We start from the raw sequence: 16810 nt of genomic DNA, 5'->3' as shown, positions 1-16810 counted from the left end.
TGTCTCCTTCACAGCGTTGGGACGCTTGTAGCTTATTGCAGTCGTAGGGGGTGATACAGGTCAGAGCGCGTGCAGCGGCTTGCCCGCGAGCTTGAGGAACGCCTCGCCGAGGGCCTCGTTCTGCGTGGGGTGCGCGTGGAGGAACGGGGCGATGTCCTCGGGGTACGCCTCCCAGTTCACCGCGAGCTGGGCCTCGCCGATGAGCTCGCCGACGCGGCCGCCGATCATGTGCACGCCGACGATCGGGCCGTCGTTCACCCGCACCACCTTGATCGAGCCGCTCGTCTCGAGGATGTGGCTCTTGCCGTTGCCGGCGAGGTTGTACTCGTAGGAGGAGACCTGGTCTGCGCCGAACTTCTCGCCGGCCTTCGCCTCGGTGTAGCCGATCGAGGCGATCTCGGGCTCGCAGTAGGTGATCTTCGGGATGTTGACGTCTTCGATGACGATCGGGTTCAGTCCTGCGATCTCCTCGGCGGCGAAGATGCCCTGCTGGAAGCCGCGGTGCGCGAGCTGGAGCCCGGGGACGATGTCGCCGACGGCGTAGACGCCCGGGACGTTGGTCGCGAGGCGCTCGTCGGTGAGCACGAAGCCGCGGTCCATGGCGACGCCGACCTCGTCGTAGCCGAGTCCGGCGGTGACGGGGCCGCGGCCGACGGCGACGAGCAGAAGCTCGGCCTCGACGGTCTCGCCGTTCTCGAGCGTTACGACGACGCCGTTCTCGTGCTGGGTGACCGACTGGAAGCGGACGCCGATCTTGTAGTCGATGCCGCGCTTGCGGAACGCGCGCTCGAGCTGCTTCGAGATCGACTCCTCCTCGTTGGGCACGAGGTGGGGGAGCGCTTCGATGATCGTCACCTCTGCGCCGAAGGACTTCCAGACGCTGGCGAACTCGACGCCGATCACGCCGCCGCCGAGGATGGCGACCTTGCCGGGCACGAAGTCGAGTTCGAGGGCCTGCTCGCTCGTGATGACGCGGCCGCCGATCTCGAGGCCGGGCAGCGATCGCGAGTAGGAGCCGGTCGCGAGGATGACGTTCTTGCCGACGATGCGCTGGTCGCCGACCTGCACGGCGTTCGGCGCGACGAGTCGGCCCTCGCCCTCGATGACGGTGATGCCGCGAGCCTTGATGAGGCCCTGAAGCCCCTTGAACTTGCTCGAGATGATGCCCTCGCGGTACGCGGTGACCCCGGCGACGTCGATGCCCTCGAAGGTCGCGCGCACGCCGAACTTGGCGGAGTCGCGAGCGTGCTCGGCGATCTCGGCCGCGTGCAGCAGCGCCTTGGTGGGGATGCAGCCGCGGTGGAGACACGTGCCGCCGAGCTTGTCCTTCTCGATGAGGCCGACGGTGAAGCCGAGCTGGACGGCGCGCAGTGCTGCTGCGTACCCTCCGCTGCCGCCACCGAGGATGACAATGTCAAAGTTCTGCTCGGACAACCGGAATCTCCCTTGCGCACCTGTACTGCGACACGGACTGCCCCGGATGCGTGACCGGCGGCAGAGTGAAGGGCGAAGATCTCGCCCATACGACCTTACTACTCGGTGGAGAGGTCCTCGCCCAGGGCCACGAGCGTGCGGACGCCGATCGCGGTGCCGCCGGATCCGGTGTGACCCCATGCTCCGGCCTGGTTGAACGACGGGCCGGCGATGTCCAGGTGCGCCCACGGGATCCGCTCGTCGGAGTCCTCCCGGCGCCCGACGAACTCCCGGAGGAACACGCCGGCCACGAGCATCCCGGGGATCGTGGTCCCGAGCCGGGTGTTGGCGAGGTCGGCGACATCCGACTTCAGGTTGGACTTGAGGTAGCCGGGCAGGGGCATCGGCCAGAACGACTCGTCGACCGAGTCGGCCGCGCCGCGGACGCGCGCCACGAGGCCGTCGTCGCCCATGATTCCGCCCATGCGGTGGCCGAGCGCGACGACCTGCGCACCGGTGGGTGTCGCGATGTCGACGATCGCGTCGGGCTGCTCCTCGCTCGCGGCGACGAGTCCGTCGGCGAGCACGAGCCGCCCCTCGGCATCCGTGTTCAGGACTTCGACGGTCTTGCCACCGCGGATGCGGAGCACGTCGTTCGGGCGGATCGCGGTGCCAGACGGCATGTTCTCGGCGAGGCAGAGCCAGGCCGTCACGCGGATCGGAGTCTCGAGCGAAGCGAGCGCGAGGATCGCCGAGAGGACGGTCGCCGCCCCGGCCATGTCCGACTTCATGCCGACCATCGAGTTTCCGGGCTTCAGCGAGAGGCCGCCCGAATCGAAGGTGATGCCCTTGCCGACGAGCGCGAAGTGGCGGGACGCGGCTGCGGGCGCGTACTCGAGGCGCACGAGCCGCGGTCCGCGCGACGAGCCCTGTCCGACGCCGAGGATGCCGCCGAAGCCGTCGGCCTGCAGGGCCTCCTCGTCCCAGACGGTCGAGGTCACGCCGACCGCATCCGCCGCGTTCACCGCGATCTCGGCGAGTCGCGCGGGGGAGAGGTCGACGGGCGGCGTGTTCACGAGGTCCTTCGTGCGGTGCACGGCGTCGGCGATGACGCGAACCCGGTCGAGGCGCACCCGGGCTGCGGATGCCGCGGCGTGCACGGTGACGACCGCGACCGGCGTCCTCGGCTCCGAACGGTAGGCCGTGAAGGCGTAGGCGCCGAGCGCGGCTCCCTCGAGGAGCGCCTCGGCGGCCTCGACGTCGTCGGCGAACTCCAGGGGGACGCCGATCGCGACGTGCTCGACCCCGGTGAGCTGGCGCAACGCGCTGCCCGCGGCGAGACGCAGCGACGCGGCATCCGCTCGCTCGCCTGCTCCGGCGACCGCCACGACCGCCGGGCCGCCGCCCGACGAGGGGATGCGCACGAGTTCGTCGGCCGCACCGGTCGCGCCGAGGCCGGCGAGCAGCGGTGCGACCCAGGCGTATCCGTCGACCTCGAGCAACCGCGGGCCGTCCGCGGTGCTCACCGCGGTGAGCAGCACGACGTCGGCTTCGGAGGATGCGGCGGGGAGTTCGGAGGTGCGGAGATCGGTGACGCTCATGCTGGGAATCGTACGTGTTCGCTCTGAGCATGGCGTGGGATGTCCGTTCAGGGCGGGCCGTCGGAGCACGCCGGTAGGCTTGGGGGTATGCGCGATCCACGTTCCCTCTACGAGTTGAACCCCGGCGTCGAAGTGCCGGCAGGGCTTCCGCTCGTCGCCGGACTCACGGGGTTCGCCGATGCCGGAGCAGCCGTCGCGCAGACGATGGAGTTCCTGCTCGCGACGCTCGACAACGTCGAGGTCGCGCAGTTCGATGCCGACGAGTTGCTCGACTACCGGGCCCGGCGTCCGATCATCCTCTTCGAAGAGGACCACATCACCGAGTACCGTCCGCCTCGCCTGCTGCTCTCGCTCGCACGCGACGAGATCGGTCAGCAGTTCCTGCTGCTCACGGGGTACGAGCCCGACTTCCAGTGGGAGCGGTTCGGCGCCGCAATGCTCGAGCTGATCGAGCGGTTCCAGGTGTCGTCGACGACCTGGATCAACGCGATCCCGATGCCCGTTCCGCACACGCGCCCGATCAGCATGACGGTGAGCGGCAACCGCCCCGAGTTCGTCGAGGCGATGTCGGTCTGGCGGCCGACGACCGAGGCGCCCGCGAACGCGCTGCACCTCGTCGAGTACCGACTGCAGGAGCTCGGTCACCCCGTGACCGCGTTCGTGCTGCTCATCCCGCACTACCTGGGCGACACCGAGTACCCCGCGGCGGCCGTCGCGGCGATCGAGGCGGTCTCGAAGGCGACGGGTCGCATCCTGCCGACCGACACCCTGCGCGAGGCCAACCGCGACTTCGTCGCGCGCATCGACGAGCAGGTCGCCGGCAACGGCGAGCTCGGCAAGCTCGTGGGCACGCTCGAGGAGCGCCACGACACCTACATGCAGGAGACGTCCTTCCGCTCGCCGCTCACCGACGAGGAGGGCGAGCTGCCCTCCGCCGACGAGATCGCGGCCGAGCTCGAGAAGTTCCTCGCGGTGCGGCGTCGGCACGACGACGAGTCGCCGCTCGGCGGCTGACCGGTCGCGTCGACCCGCGGCACGGCACCTCCGGCGATCACCGCGGATCGCGAGCGATCCTCGGGAATGCGGATGCCGCGGCCGACGTTGACATCAGGGAAGAGACGGACACCCGGTACGGCACGTGAACGGCGCGCGGCCTCCGTGGACGTGAGGCGGGCTCGACGGCTGTATAATGGTGGAAGGACCCGTTCTGGTCCGCGGGCACGATCGCGTGCCGACGTCGCGGACTTGACATGGGTCCTCATAGTGTCCGAAAACGATCGGACCCACCACGACCCGCGACCCTCACTGGGCATGCGCCGTGCGATGTAGGAGAGGTTCAACCAATGGCAACGACGAAGGCTGCGACGTCGGCGAAGGACGAGGCCGAGAAGCCCGCCGCTCGCGCGACGGCTGCGAAGTCGACCACGGCCAAGGCGGGCGCGAAGACCGCGACCGCGAGCAAGACGCCGCGAAAGACCACCGCGAAGGCGGGAACGAAGGCGCGCGGCGCCGCGAAGGCCGGCGACGACGAAGACGGCGAGACCGAAGAGGTCGAGATCGACGCCGAGGTCGTGGAGGGTGCCGAGGGCACCGACGTCGCGGCGACCGACGACGAAGAGGACGAGAAGCCCGTCGCCGTCGAGCCGCACCCGACCGGCGCGCTCGTGCTGCGCGCCGTCGACGACGAAGACGAGGTTCCGGTCTACTCGAGCGCCATCACCGGCGCAACGGCCGACCCCGTCAAGGACTACCTGAAGCAGATCGGCAAGGTCGCCCTGCTGAACGCGGCCGAAGAGGTCGAGCTGGCCATGCGCATCGAGGCCGGGCTCTTCGCAGAAGAGAAGCTCTCGCACATGACCGACGCCGAGAAGCGCTCGCAGCTCGGTCGCGAACTGCAGTGGGTCGCGAAAGACGGCCAGCGCGCCAAGAGCCACCTGCTCGGCGCGAACCTGCGTCTCGTGGTCTCGCTGGCCAAGCGCTACACCGGTCGCGGCATGCAGTTCCTCGACCTCATCCAGGAAGGCAACCTGGGCCTCATCCGTGCGGTAGAGAAGTTCGACTACACCAAGGGCTTCAAGTTCTCGACGTACGCCACCTGGTGGATCCGCCAGGCGATCACGCGCGCCATGGCCGACCAGGCCCGCACGATTCGCATCCCCGTGCACATGGTGGAGGTCATCAACAAGCTCGCCCGCGTGCAGCGCCAGATGTTGCAGGACCTCGGTCGCGAACCCACGCCCGAAGAGCTCAGCCGCGAACTCGACATGACCCCCGAGAAGGTCATCGAGGTGCAGAAGTACGGCCGCGAGCCCATCTCGCTGCACACGCCGCTCGGTGAAGACGGCGACAGCGAGTTCGGCGACCTCATCGAGGACACCGAGGCCGTGGTTCCCGCCGACGCCGTCGGCTTCACGATGCTGCAGAAGCAGCTCGAGTCGCTCCTCGACTCGCTGTCCGAGCGCGAGGCGGGCGTGATCCGCATGCGCTTCGGCCTCGGCGACGGCATGCCGAAGACCCTCGACCAGATCGGCGACACGTTCGGCGTCACGCGCGAGCGCATCCGCCAGATCGAGTCGAAGACGATGGCGAAGCTCCGCCACCCGTCGCGGTCGCAGTCGCTGCGCGACTACCTCGAGTAGGCCGACGGTGCACGCGGGATCCCTGCGTTACGGACCGGCGATCCTCGTCGGCAGACTCACCCGATTCGCCGCCCGGCTGCGCAAGCCCGGCGGCGGATCGGCCGTTCCGGGACTCGTCGTCAACCGCATCGCGCCCGGCTACCTGAAGCGGACCCTCTCCGGGTTCCCGCAGGGGCTGGTCGTGGTGACCGGTTCGAGCGGCAAGTCCACGACGACGAAGATGCTCGTCGCGGTGCTACGAGCCCACGGCGTCGACGTGTTCACCAACCCGTCGACCGCGAACATCAGCCAGGGCCTGACCTCGGCGCTGCTCGAGCGCGCCGACTGGCGCGGTCGCGTACCCGGCGAGATGGCCGTGCTCGAGATGGACGAGGGGCACGGCGCCCTCGTCATGCAGGGCGTCGACGCCCGCACGGTCACGCTCATGAATGTCATGGTCGATCAGGTCGACCGGTTCCACGACTCCGAGATGGTGGCTGGCATGCTCGCCCGGATCGCCGCGCGCGCCCGTGAGTCGGTCGTCGTGAACGCCGACGATGCGTACCTCGAGCAGATCGCGGGTCGCGTCGGGGCGGATGTCGCGGTGCGCCGCTTCGGCGTGTCGGAGGCCGTCGTCGTGGCGTCGCCGCGTGGTCTCGGCTACGCGAAGACCGTCGAGACGCGCCTCGGCTCCGGTGACGGTGTGCGCCTCGAGTCCGTCGACGGACGCGAGGCCGTCCTCGACGATCAGGGCTCGGCCGTCGCGGTCACGCTGCCGGCGCGAGGCACCCACTACGGGATCGACGCGACCGCGGCGTATGCGACCGCCCGGGCGGTGCTCGGCGATCGTTTCGACCCGACGACGGCCGCCGCGGCGCTGAGCGCGATCCCCGCCGTCTTCGGTCGGGGCGAGCGCGTGACCGTCCGCGGACAAGAGGTCGACTTCGTGCTCGTGCAGAACACCGCGAGCTACCAGCTCAACGTCGACAGCATCGAAGCGGGGACGAGCGACATCCTGTTCGCCATCGGCTCCGACGTGCGCGACCCCTCGTACTTCTGGCCGGCCGACGCCTCGTCGCTCGGCCGCGTGTCGATCGTGAGCGGGTCGAAGTCGGCCGAGGCCGCGCTCATGCTCTCGTACGACGGCGTCGCCATCGACCGGGTCGAGCCCGACCTCGCCACGGCCGTCGACGACTTCCTCGCGGCGCCCGCGCCGGCATCCGGCACGAAGACGATCGTCTTCTCGGCCGACTCGATGCGACGCACGCGTGCCCACCTCGGACTCACGGGAGCGGAATGACCCTCACGATCATCACGCTGCTGCCGTCGCTGCAGAACACCAACGGCGACGCCGAGAACGCGGCCGTCCTGGCGAAGCGCGCGGGGTGGGCCGGTCTCGACGCGCGCGTGGTCGCCGTCGAGTCCCGCGACGACCTGCCGGGGCACGTCGATGCGATCGTGATCGGCTCCGGCACGGATGCCGCGCTCGACGTCGCGCGCACGCGACTGCTCGATCTGCACGACGATCTTCGGCGATGGGGCACCGAAGGCGTGCCGATCCTGGCGGTCGGCACCGGATGGGAGCTGCTCTCCTGGGGCATCGAACTGCCCGACGGCACCGGCATCGAGGGCCTCGGCATCCTGCCCGGTCGTGCGGTGCCGCACCCCGCCGGCCGCATCACCGGTGACCTCGTCGTCGCCGAGCGAAGGTCGAAGCAGCTGCTCGTCGGGTTCGAGAACCATGCCCGCGCCTACGTCGGCGCCGAGGGCTCGCCGCTCGGGCGGGTCCGCGCCGGCGAGGGCAATGCGCTCGGCTCCGGTCAGGAGGGCGTCGTCATGGGCGAGGTGATCGGCACGCACCTGCACGGTCCGGTGCTCGCGAAGAACCCGCACCTCGCCGACCGCCTGCTCACGACCATGGCCGAGCGCGCCGGTGCGCGCTACACGCCAGGGGAGCAGACCCGCATCGTCGACGCCTACGCGGAGTCCGCCCGCCTCGCGCACCTCGCCGCCGCCGGCGTCGAGTCGGCGTCGGCCGCAACGGCGTCGACCGGCAACTGACGCGGTCCGCTTCGGCATGCCGCACCACGGCAGCGGTGCACGCCGCAACGACAGAACGCCCCGGGAATCCTCCCGGGGCGTTCTGCTCGTGTTCGCGTCTGGTGCGGGCGACCGCGCTACGGGCGATCGTTGAGGCGCGACGACTCGTCGTGCCAGCTGTGCGCGATCTGCGAGAGCTTCTCCTGGTGCTTGCGACCGTGGTGGGCGCAGAACAGCAGCTCGCCGGTGCCCACGACCACGCGGATGTAGGCCTGCGCGCCGCAGGCGTCGCAGCGGTCGAGAGCGGTGAGCTCGTACGGGGTCTCGAGTTCCTCGACCGCACCGTTGGTTTCGGTGTACTGCGTCATGGCTCCTCCTCCTGGCTCACTGCGCGAAATCCGTTCACCAATGTAAACACGTATTCGGCGGGCATCCTTCCGTTCCGCCGGGCATTTCGCTCACCGCGTAGCGCCTGCACGCCGAGGTCGGCGGTGCTCAGTAGGCTTGTGCGACGTGAGCTCCGACTATTCCGCCCGCCATCTCTCCGTGCTCGAAGGCCTCGAGGCCGTCCGCAAACGCCCCGGCATGTACATCGGCTCGACCGACTCCCGTGGCCTCATGCATTGCCTCTGGGAGATCATCGACAACTCGGTCGATGAGGCGCTCGCGGGTCACGGCGGTGAGATCGGCGTGCGACTGCACCCCGACGGCAGCGTCGAGGTTCGCGACCGCGCCCGCGGCATCCCGGTCGACATCGAACCGAAGACCGGACTCTCGGGCGTCGAGGTGGTCTTCACCAAGCTGCACGCCGGCGGCAAGTTCGGCTCGGGTTCGTACGCGGCATCGGGTGGCCTGCACGGCGTCGGCGCCTCGGTCGTGAACGCGCTGTCGGAGCGCCTCGATGTCGAGGTCGATCGCGACGGAAAGACCTGGGCCATGTCGTTCCACCGTGGCGAGCCCGGCATCTTCGCCGACCGGGGCGAGCCCTCGCCCGATGCGCCGTTCACGCCATTCGAGGACCGAAGCGAGCTGCGCGTCGTCGGGAAGGTCGCCAAGGGCGTCACCGGCACCCGCATCCGGTACTGGGCCGACCGGCAGATCTTCACGAAGGGCGCCGAGTTCCAGTCCGAGGAGTTGCTCGGGCGTGCGCGTCAGACCGCGTTCCTCGTGCCCGGCCTCGCGATCGACGTCACCGATGAGCGCGGCGAGACGCCGCACACCATGTCGTTCCAGTTCGAGGGCGGCATCTCCGAGTTCGTCGAGCACCTCGCGGTCGACTCGGCGCTGACCGATGTCTGGCGCCTCACGGGCGTCGGCTCGTTCACCGAGACCGTGCCGGTGCTCACCGATGGCGGCGCGATGGTGCCGACCGAGCTCAAGCGCGAGTGCGCCGTCGACATCGCCCTCCGCTGGGGCACCGGCTACGACACGGTGGTCAAGTCGTTCGTGAACATCATCGCCACGCCGAAGGGCGGCACGCACCAGACCGGGTTCGACCAGGGCCTGCTCAAGTTCCTCCGCCAGCAGGTCGAGCAGAACGCCCGCCGCCTCAAGGCGGGCAACGACAAGCTCGAGAAGGACGACGTGCTCGCCGGCCTCACGGCGGTCATCACGGTTCGCCTGCCCGAGCCGCAGTTCGAGGGGCAGACCAAGGAGGTGCTCGGCACTCCGGCGGTGCGCGCGATCGTCACGAACGTGCTCACGAAGGAGCTCGGCCTTCGCTTCTCCTCGACCAAGCGCGACGACAAGGCGCAGTCCTCGCTGCTGCTCGACAAGGTCGTGGCCGAGATGAAGTCCCGCATCTCCGCCCGCACCCACAAAGAGACGCAGCGGCGAAAGAACGCGCTCGAGTCCTCGTCGCTTCCGGCGAAGCTGGTCGACTGCCGGTCGACGGATGTCGCGCACAGCGAGCTGTTCATCGTCGAGGGCGACTCGGCGCTCGGCACGGCCAAGCTCGCGCGCGACAGCGAGCATCAGGCGCTGCTGCCGATCCGCGGCAAGATCCTCAACGTGCAGAAGGCGAGCGTGTCCGACATGCTCGGCAACGCCGAGTGCGCCTCGATCATCCAGGTGATCGGCGCCGGCTCGGGGCGGAGCTTCGACATCGCCACTGCGCGCTACGGCAAGGTGATCATCATGAGCGACGCCGACGTCGACGGTGCGCACATCCGCACACTCCTGCTGACCCTGTTCTTCCGCTACATGCGGCCGATGATCGAGGAGGGCCGGGTCTTCGCGGCCGTCCCTCCGCTGCACCGCGTCGTGGTGATGAACCCGGGGTCCAAGCCCAACGAGACCATCTACACGTACTCGGAGGCGGAGCTCACGGGCGTCCTCGCGGCCCTGAAGAAGCAGGGCAAGCGCTACCAGGACCCGATCCAGCGCTACAAGGGCCTCGGCGAGATGGACGCCGACCAGCTCGCGACCACGACCATGGACCGTCGCCAGCGCACGTTGCGCCGGGTCGGCCTCGGCGATGCCGAGGCCGCGGGGCGCGTGTTCGAGCTGCTCATGGGCAACGAGGTCGCGCCGCGCAAGGAGTTCATCGTCGAGAGCGCCGACGCGATGGAACGCGATCGGATCGACGCCTGACGCATCGCGTCGGCTGACTCGCGACCGTTGTGACGCCTGACACCTGACGCCCGACACTGCCCGTGCCTTCGCCCTGCGGCTGAGGGGGCCTCGGGCGCGCCGACGCCACCGGCAACGAACGAACGCGGCGACCCGATCGGGTCGCCGCGTTCGTCGATGTTCGGAGCGAGCGACTACTCGATGCGCGTGCCGATCGCGGCCACGTGGGCCTCGAGGGGTTGGCCGGAGGCGTCGCGCTTGGCACCGGAATCGGGCAACTGGCGGGCGGTGCCGTCGGCGCCGACCGCGAGCGCGGGCGAGGGGCCCACCCAGGCGAGGTGCAGGGCGTCTTCGCCCTTCAGGAACCGCTGCGCGCGCACGCCGCCCGTGGCGCGGCCCTTGCCGGGGAACTCCGAGAATTCGCTGACCTTGGCGCTGCCGGTGTCGACGCCGAGGAGCGTCTCGTTGCTGGCCGCGATCGTGACGACGACCGTCTGCTCGAGGCGATCGGCCGGAAGGCTGGTGAAGTGGATCGCGTGCGCACCCGCGGTGAGCTTCACTCCGGCCATGCCGCCGGCCGGGCACCCCTGCGGGCGAACGTTCGCCGCCGGGAAGTGCAGCAGCTGCGCGTCGGACGCGACGAACACGAGCTCGTCGCCCTCGTCGCCCTGCACGGCGCCGACCACCTCGTCGCCGGCCTTCAATCCGATGACCTCGAACTCGGGCTTGTTCGGGTAGGCACCCGTCGCGACCCGCTTGACGACCCCCTGCTTGGTACCGAGCGCGATCGAACGGTCGGAGTCGAGCGAGACGATCGCGAGCACCTTCTCGTCGCGGTTCGGAAGCGACAGGTAGTCGCCGATCCTGACCCCGGCACCGAGCTGCACCGACGTCGGCGGCAGCATCGGCACATCGACGGGCGTGAAGCGGATGAGTCGTCCGAGGTTCGTGACCGCGCCGATCTCGGACCGGGTCGAGGTCTCGAGCGTCGAGAGGATCGCATCGTGCTTGCTGCGCCGGGTGGGCACCGTGATCGTCGGTGCGCCGTTCTCGGTCGCGGCGAGGTCGACGCGCGCGATGCGGCCGGTGACCGAGAGGAACACCCGGCACGGCACGTCGGCGAGCTCGAGGATCGCCGCGGCGCGCTTGGCCGCCGCACCGGTCGCGATCGGGCGGGCGTCGGTCAGGAGCGTGCGGCGCGGAGTGCCGTACTTCTCGGCGATCTCGGCGAGTTCGTCGGAGACGAGCGCCTCGATGCGGTGCCGGCTGGCCAGGAGCGTCTCGAGCTCGTGGATCTCGGCGCGCAGCTTGTCGCGCTCGGCCTCGAGCTCGATGCGCGAGAACTTGGTGAGGCGGCGCAGTTGCAGTTCGAGGATGTAGTCGGTCTGCACGAGGCTGAGGTCGAAGACCTCCATGAGGCGGGTGCGGGCCGCGGCCGTGTCGTCGCTCGACCGGATCACCTGGATGACCTCGTCGATGTCGAGGATCGCGATGAGCAGGCCCTCGACGAGGTGCAGGCGCTCCTGGCGGCGGGCGAGGCGGTACTGCGAGCGGCGCGTGACGACCGAGATCCGGTGCTCGACGTAGACCTGCAGCAGTTCGCGCAGGCCGAGCGTCTGCGGTCCGCCGTTGACGAGGGCGACGTTGTTGATGTTGAACGAGTCCTCGAGCGGCGTGAGCCGGTACAGCTGTTCGAGCACCGCATCGGGGCTGAACCCGGTCTTGATGCCGATGACGAGGCGCAGCCCGTTCATGCGGTCGGTGAGGTCGGTGACATCCGAGATGCCGCTGATCTTCTTGGAGTTGACGCCGTCCTTGATCTTCTCGATGACCTTCTCGGGTCCGACGAGGTAGGGGAGCTCGGTGACGACGAGACCCGTCTTGCGGGCCGTGATCGATTCGATGCTGACCTTGGCGCGGGTCTTGAAGCTGCCGCGCCCGGTCGCGTAGGCGTCGCGGATGCCGGCGAGGCCCACGATCGTGCCGCCGGAGGGCAGGTCGGGTGCGGGGACGAACTCCATCAGGTCGTCGAGCGTGGCGTCGGGGTGCGCGATCAGGTGGCGGGCGGCCGCGACGACCTCGATGAGGTTGTGCGGGGCCATGTTCGTCGCCATGCCGACCGCGATGCCGCTCGCGCCGTTGACCAGCAGGTTGGGGTAGGCGGCGGGCAGCACGGCGGGCTGCATGAACTGGTTGTCGTAGTTCGGCACGAAGTCGACGACGTCTTCGTCGAGACCGTCGTTCATGGCGATCGCGGCCGCCGTCAGGCGCGCCTCGGTGTACCGGGATGCCGCGGGGCCGTCGTCGAGCGATCCGAAGTTGCCGTGCCCGTCGACGAGCGGCACGCGGAGGGTGAACGCCTGCGCCATGCGCACGAGGGTGTCGTAGATCGCGGTGTCGCCGTGCGGGTGGTACTTGCCCATGACCTCGCCCACGACGCGCGAGGACTTGACGTGGCCGCGGTCGGGGCGGAGGCCCATCTCGTTCATGCCGAACAGGATGCGCCGCTGCACGGGCTTCAGCCCGTCGCGTGCGTCGGGGAGGGCGCGCGAGTAGATCACCGAGTAGGCGTATTCGAGGAACGAGCCCTGCATCTCGGTGGCGACGTCGACGTCTTCGATGCGCTCGACGATCGGTTCTTCAGCGGGCGGGTTCTTGGCTCGGGTCATCCGTGTTCTCTGCTGCTGGCGGCGTGTGGTGCACGTCGGGGAACGAAGGGCGCGCCCTGCCTATGCGAGACTGGGCGCGATGCCTGCCATGCTACCGGTGCCCACCGATGCCGTTCCGCGCCTCACCGAGGTGATGGGCAGTTCGCTCGCCAGCCTGACGGGTGCCGAGAACGCGTTCGGCCTGCCCGCGGCATCCGGCGTCGTCGTGGTGGTCGTCGACGGGCTCGGCGCATCGAACCTGCAGGCGCGCGCAGGGCACGCCCGATTCCTCTCCTCCCGCATGGCCAAGCGCGACGTGATCCGCTCGGTGCTGCCCTCGACGACGGCTGCCGCCCTCGCGAGCCTGACCACCGGCGCGCTGCCGGGCGAGCACGGGCTCGTCGGCTACCGGGCGCTCGACGCCGCGAACGACCGACTCGTCAACCAGTTGAGCGGCTGGGACGCCGCGATGGTGCCCGAGACCTGGCAGCGCTGCGCGACCGTCTTCGAACGCGCAGCAGACCGCGGCATCCCGTCGTTCGCGATCGGTGCCGCCCGGTATGCCGACTCCGGCTTCACGCGCGCCGTACTGCGGGGAGCGTCGTACCGGGCCGCGGCCTCGCTGACCGAGCGCTTCGACGAGGCGCTCGCCCTGCTGCAGGGCGGCGGCGAGCGACTCGTCTACCTCTACGTGCCCGAACTCGATCAGGCGGCGCACGCGCACGGCTGGGAGTCGAATCGCTGGCTGGGCCTGCTCGAGCAGCTCGACGGCGAGATCGCGAGCTTCGAGCAGCGGATGCCGCGGACGGCCGGACTGCTCGTCACCGCCGACCACGGCGTGGTCGACGTCCCCGCCCACCGGCACGTGCTTGTCGACGCGAGCCCCGAGCTCGTCGAGGGCGTCCGCCACATCGGCGGTGAGCCGAGGTTCCTCTCCCTCTCCCTCGAGCCGGGCCTCGACGAGGGGGAGCGCGCCGCGCTGCTTGAACGTTGGCGCGTCTCCGAGGGGCACCGCGCGTGGGTGCGCTCGCGCGACGAGGCGATCGAGGCGGGGCTGTACGGCCCGGTGGCCGACGAGGTGCGCCCGCGCATCGGCGACATCCTCGTGGCCGCTCGTTCGGGCATCGCGTACTACGACGCTCGCGAGGCGAACCGGCAGGCCGAGTCGATGATCGGCCAGCACGGGTCGCTCACCGACGAGGAGACGCGGATTCCGCTGATCAGGGGCGGCGTGTTCCGCCGGTGAGACGACGACGGCCGGGGGCATCCGCCACCGGCCGTCGTCATGCGCACTCGTGCGTCAGCTCGGGTACTGCCCGCGCTTGACCTGGGGCTTCGGGAGGCGGAGCATGCGCAGCTGCAGTGCACGCATCGCGGCGTACCAGCGCACGCGCTCGGCCTTGTCGCCGTAGCGCTGTCCGAGCTTGCGCGTGAGGACGGCGCCCAGGATGATCACGTCGATCACCGAGACGAGGAAGAACGACCAGAGCGCGATGATGCCGATGGCCTGCACCTCGGGGCTTGGAATGAACGTCAGGATGATGACGGCGAACATCACCGGGATCAGGATCTCGCCGATGCTGAAGCGCGCGTCGACGTAGTCGCGCACGAACTTCTTCTGAGGGCCCCGGTCGCGGAGCGGCAGGTAGCGCTCGTCGCCGGCGGCCATGCCGACGCGGGCGCGCTCGCGCGCCTCGGCCTCCTTCGTGCGCGCCGCCTTCTTCGCTTCCTTGCGGTCGTCGGGCACGAGCGGTCGCTTGCGGGCGGCCTCCTGCTGGGCGCGGCTGGGCGTGGGTGCGCCCTTGCCGCCGGACTTCAGTCGTGCCTGCGTCTCCTCGAGCGTCTCGGCGCTCGGCTGGTCGCTGTTGGTGGGGTTGTTTGCCACGGGGATCCCTCGAATCGGTTCCCCTTAAGATTACCGGCATGACCGAGCACCAGCCCACCGATCACGAATCCATCGGCGCACCCGACCTCACGGCCGCGATCCGCGATGCCGTCGACGTCGGATTCCCCTCGACCGTCGCGGATCTCGCGAACCTCGTCCGCATCCCATCCGTCTCGTGGCCGGCGTTCGACGCCGCGCACGTGGCCCGCAGCGCCGACGCCGTCGCGGAGCTGCTCCGCGGCACCGGCGTCTTCGACCTGGTCGACATCCGCCGCTCCTCCGTCGAGGACGGCTCCGAGCTCGGCCAGCCTGCGGTGGTCGCCAGCCGACCCGCCAGGAACGGCAAGCCGACGGTGCTGCTCTACGCGCACCACGACGTGCAGCCCCCCGGCAAGGAGTCGGACTGGGAGACCTCGCCGTTCGAGCCCACGCAGCGCGGCGACCGCCTGTACGGTCGCGGTGCGGCCGACGACAAGGCGGGCGTCATGGCCCACGTGGGCGCGATCCGCGCGTTCGCCGAGGCCGCAGGCGACTTCGACCTCGGCATCGCCGTCTTCATCGAGGGAGAAGAGGAGTGGGCCTCGCGCTCGTTCGCGAACTTCCTCCGAGACAACCGCGAGCTGCTCGCGGCCGACGCGATCGTCGTCGCCGATTCGGGCAACTGGGACCTCGAGACGCCGGCGATCACTGTCGCCCTGCGCGGCGCCGTCGCCTTCAACGTGCGCATCCGCACGCTCGCGCACGCGTCGCACTCCGGCATGTATGGGGGAGCGGTGCCCGACGCCATGCTCGCCGCGATCCGACTGCTCGACACCCTCTGGACCGCCGACGGTTCGGTGGCCGTCGAGGGACTCACGAGCGCCGACCTCGAACCGCCGGCCTACGACGAGGCGCAGCTCCGCTCCGAGACCGGCCTGCTCGACGGCGTCACGCCGATCGGCGACGGCCCGATCCTCTCGCGCATCTGGGCCAAGCCGTCCGTCACGATCACCGGAATCGACGCGCCGGACGTCGCGAACGCCTCGAACACGCTCGTACCGGAGGTGCTCGTGCGGGTGAGCGCCCGCATCGCGCCAGGGCAGGACGCGTCGGCGGCGTTCGACGCCATCCGCGCCCACCTCGAGGCGCACGCCCCGTTCGGCGTGCAGCTCGGGTTCGAGGGCGTCGACCTCGGCCAGGCGTTCCTGGTCGACACGAGCGGCTGGGCCGTCGAGGACACGCGGGCCGCGATGACGGATGCCTGGGGCCGGCCCCCGGTGGACATCGGCGTCGGTGGCTCGATCCCGTTCATCGCCGAGCTCGTCGAGGAGTTCCCCGGCGCGCAGATCCTCGTGACCGGCGTGGAGGACCCCGACTCCCGCGCCCACAGCCCCAACGAATCGCTGCACCTCGGCGTGTTCAAGCGCGCACTGCTCAGCGAGGCGCTGCTGCTCGCGCGCCTCGACGCGCGGGGGAGCGGGACATCCTGATTCCGGGCCATCTCGCAGCACACCGGGTTAGACTTCCATTGGACATGAGGCGTTCTTCGACGCACCGAGGAGAGACATGAGCGACACGATCACCGATACGACGCACGGCGTGAAGCTGAGCGACCCCGCGGCCGACAAGGTGCGGAGCCTCCTCACGCAGGAGGGCCGCGACGACCTGCGACTCCGCGTCGCGGTGCAGCCCGGCGGCTGCTCCGGCCTCATCTACCAGCTCTACTTCGACGAGCGCCTGCTCGACGGTGACGCGGTCGTCGACTTCGACGGCGTCGAGGTCATCGTCGACAAGATGAGCGTCCCGTACCTCGACGGCGCCTCGATCGACTTCGAGGACACGATCCAGAAGCAGGGCTTCACGATCGACAACCCCAACGCCGAGGGCAGCTGCGCCTGTGGAGACTCGTTCCACTGAGGATCATTCACGACCGAGCAAAGGGAGGCTGCCACTGGCAGCCTCCCTTTCTTTCTTTGCGCCGATGATGGCGGAATTCCGCGTCGAAACGGGCCAGGGATGCACACTGGTGGGGCTGAGTCGGAGTAGGCTGTTCAA

Annotated in this window: 13 protein-coding genes; 8 read left to right on the top strand and 5 right to left on the bottom strand. The window is 69.8% G+C overall.

Translation table 11 applies throughout. The features are described 5' to 3' along the window. Positions 1-60: 60 nt before the first annotated feature. Positions 61-1434, bottom strand: a complete 1374-nt coding sequence (lpdA, locus tag ATC03_RS10405) for a dihydrolipoyl dehydrogenase (protein ID WP_067876538.1) — start codon at positions 1432-1434, stop codon at positions 61-63. A gap of 98 nt (positions 1435-1532) precedes the next feature. Continuing rightward, a complete protein-coding gene (locus ATC03_RS10400; protein ID WP_067876535.1) occupies positions 1533-3014 on the bottom strand; it encodes a leucyl aminopeptidase in 1482 nt (493 codons plus the stop codon). An 87-nt stretch (positions 3015-3101) separates the two neighbouring features. Here ATC03_RS10400 and ATC03_RS10395 point away from each other — a divergent pair, with 87 nt between their 5' ends. The 4 genes from ATC03_RS10395 to ATC03_RS10380 all read left to right on the top strand — a co-directional run bounded on the left by ATC03_RS10395 (position 3102) and on the right by ATC03_RS10380 (position 7693). After that, positions 3102-4028 (top strand): proteasome assembly chaperone family protein, encoded by a 927-nt coding sequence (locus ATC03_RS10395; RefSeq protein ID WP_067876532.1) that lies wholly within the window; start codon positions 3102-3104, stop codon positions 4026-4028. Between the two features lie 329 nt (positions 4029-4357). After that, positions 4358-5653 carry an RNA polymerase sigma factor gene (locus ATC03_RS10390; protein WP_067876529.1) on the top strand — a complete coding sequence of 432 codons (1296 nt, stop codon included), beginning with the start codon at positions 4358-4360 and terminating at the stop codon, positions 5651-5653. A gap of 7 nt (positions 5654-5660) precedes the next feature. After that, positions 5661-6932 carry a Mur ligase family protein gene (locus ATC03_RS10385; protein ID WP_084003427.1) on the top strand — a complete coding sequence of 424 codons (1272 nt, stop codon included), beginning with the start codon at positions 5661-5663 and terminating at the stop codon, positions 6930-6932. Continuing rightward, positions 6929-7693, top strand: coding sequence for a type 1 glutamine amidotransferase (locus ATC03_RS10380; RefSeq protein WP_067876527.1), 765 nt, complete (start codon positions 6929-6931; stop codon positions 7691-7693). The genes ATC03_RS10385 and ATC03_RS10380 overlap by 4 nt, the downstream gene beginning before the upstream one ends. Before the next feature lie 116 nt (positions 7694-7809). On the opposite strand, the gene ATC03_RS10375 is transcribed toward ATC03_RS10380, so the two are convergent. Beyond that, positions 7810-8040: a DUF7455 domain-containing protein gene (locus tag ATC03_RS10375; RefSeq protein ID WP_067876526.1), complete on the bottom strand. Its 231-nt coding sequence runs from the start codon at positions 8038-8040 to the stop codon at positions 7810-7812. Between the two features lie 145 nt (positions 8041-8185). Here ATC03_RS10375 and ATC03_RS10370 point away from each other — a divergent pair, with 145 nt between their 5' ends. Then, positions 8186-10264: a DNA gyrase/topoisomerase IV subunit B gene (locus ATC03_RS10370; RefSeq protein WP_067876523.1), complete on the top strand. Its 2079-nt coding sequence runs from the start codon at positions 8186-8188 to the stop codon at positions 10262-10264. A 173-nt stretch (positions 10265-10437) separates the two neighbouring features. On the opposite strand, the gene ATC03_RS10365 is transcribed toward ATC03_RS10370, so the two are convergent. Further along, positions 10438-12912, bottom strand: a complete 2475-nt coding sequence (locus ATC03_RS10365; RefSeq protein ID WP_067876520.1) for a DNA gyrase/topoisomerase IV subunit A — start codon at positions 12910-12912, stop codon at positions 10438-10440. A gap of 79 nt (positions 12913-12991) precedes the next feature. On the opposite strand from ATC03_RS10365, the gene ATC03_RS10360 reads away from it, so the two are divergent. Further along, the gene (locus tag ATC03_RS10360; RefSeq protein WP_067876518.1) at positions 12992-14137 is read left to right on the top strand and encodes an alkaline phosphatase family protein; all 1146 of its coding nucleotides are present in this window, start codon (positions 12992-12994) and stop codon (positions 14135-14137) included. A 54-nt stretch (positions 14138-14191) separates the two neighbouring features. Here the strand turns inward: ATC03_RS10360 and ATC03_RS10355 are convergent, their stop codons facing one another. Then, positions 14192-14776 (bottom strand): DUF3043 domain-containing protein, encoded by a 585-nt coding sequence (locus ATC03_RS10355; RefSeq protein ID WP_084003426.1) that lies wholly within the window; start codon positions 14774-14776, stop codon positions 14192-14194. Between the two features lie 38 nt (positions 14777-14814). Here ATC03_RS10355 and ATC03_RS10350 point away from each other — a divergent pair, with 38 nt between their 5' ends. Then, complete coding sequence (locus ATC03_RS10350; RefSeq protein WP_067876513.1) at positions 14815-16245, top strand: dipeptidase; 1431 nt, start codon at positions 14815-14817, stop codon at positions 16243-16245. Between the two features lie 76 nt (positions 16246-16321). Next, the gene (erpA, locus tag ATC03_RS10345) at positions 16322-16672 is read left to right on the top strand and encodes an iron-sulfur cluster insertion protein ErpA (protein WP_067876511.1); all 351 of its coding nucleotides are present in this window, start codon (positions 16322-16324) and stop codon (positions 16670-16672) included. The last annotated feature ends 138 nt before the right edge of the window (positions 16673-16810 follow it).

The sequence above is a fragment of the Agromyces aureus genome, from assembly GCF_001660485.1.
GTDB classification, from domain to species: domain Bacteria; phylum Actinomycetota; class Actinomycetes; order Actinomycetales; family Microbacteriaceae; genus Agromyces; species Agromyces aureus.
This window is presented reverse-complemented; position numbering and strand designations above follow the sequence as displayed.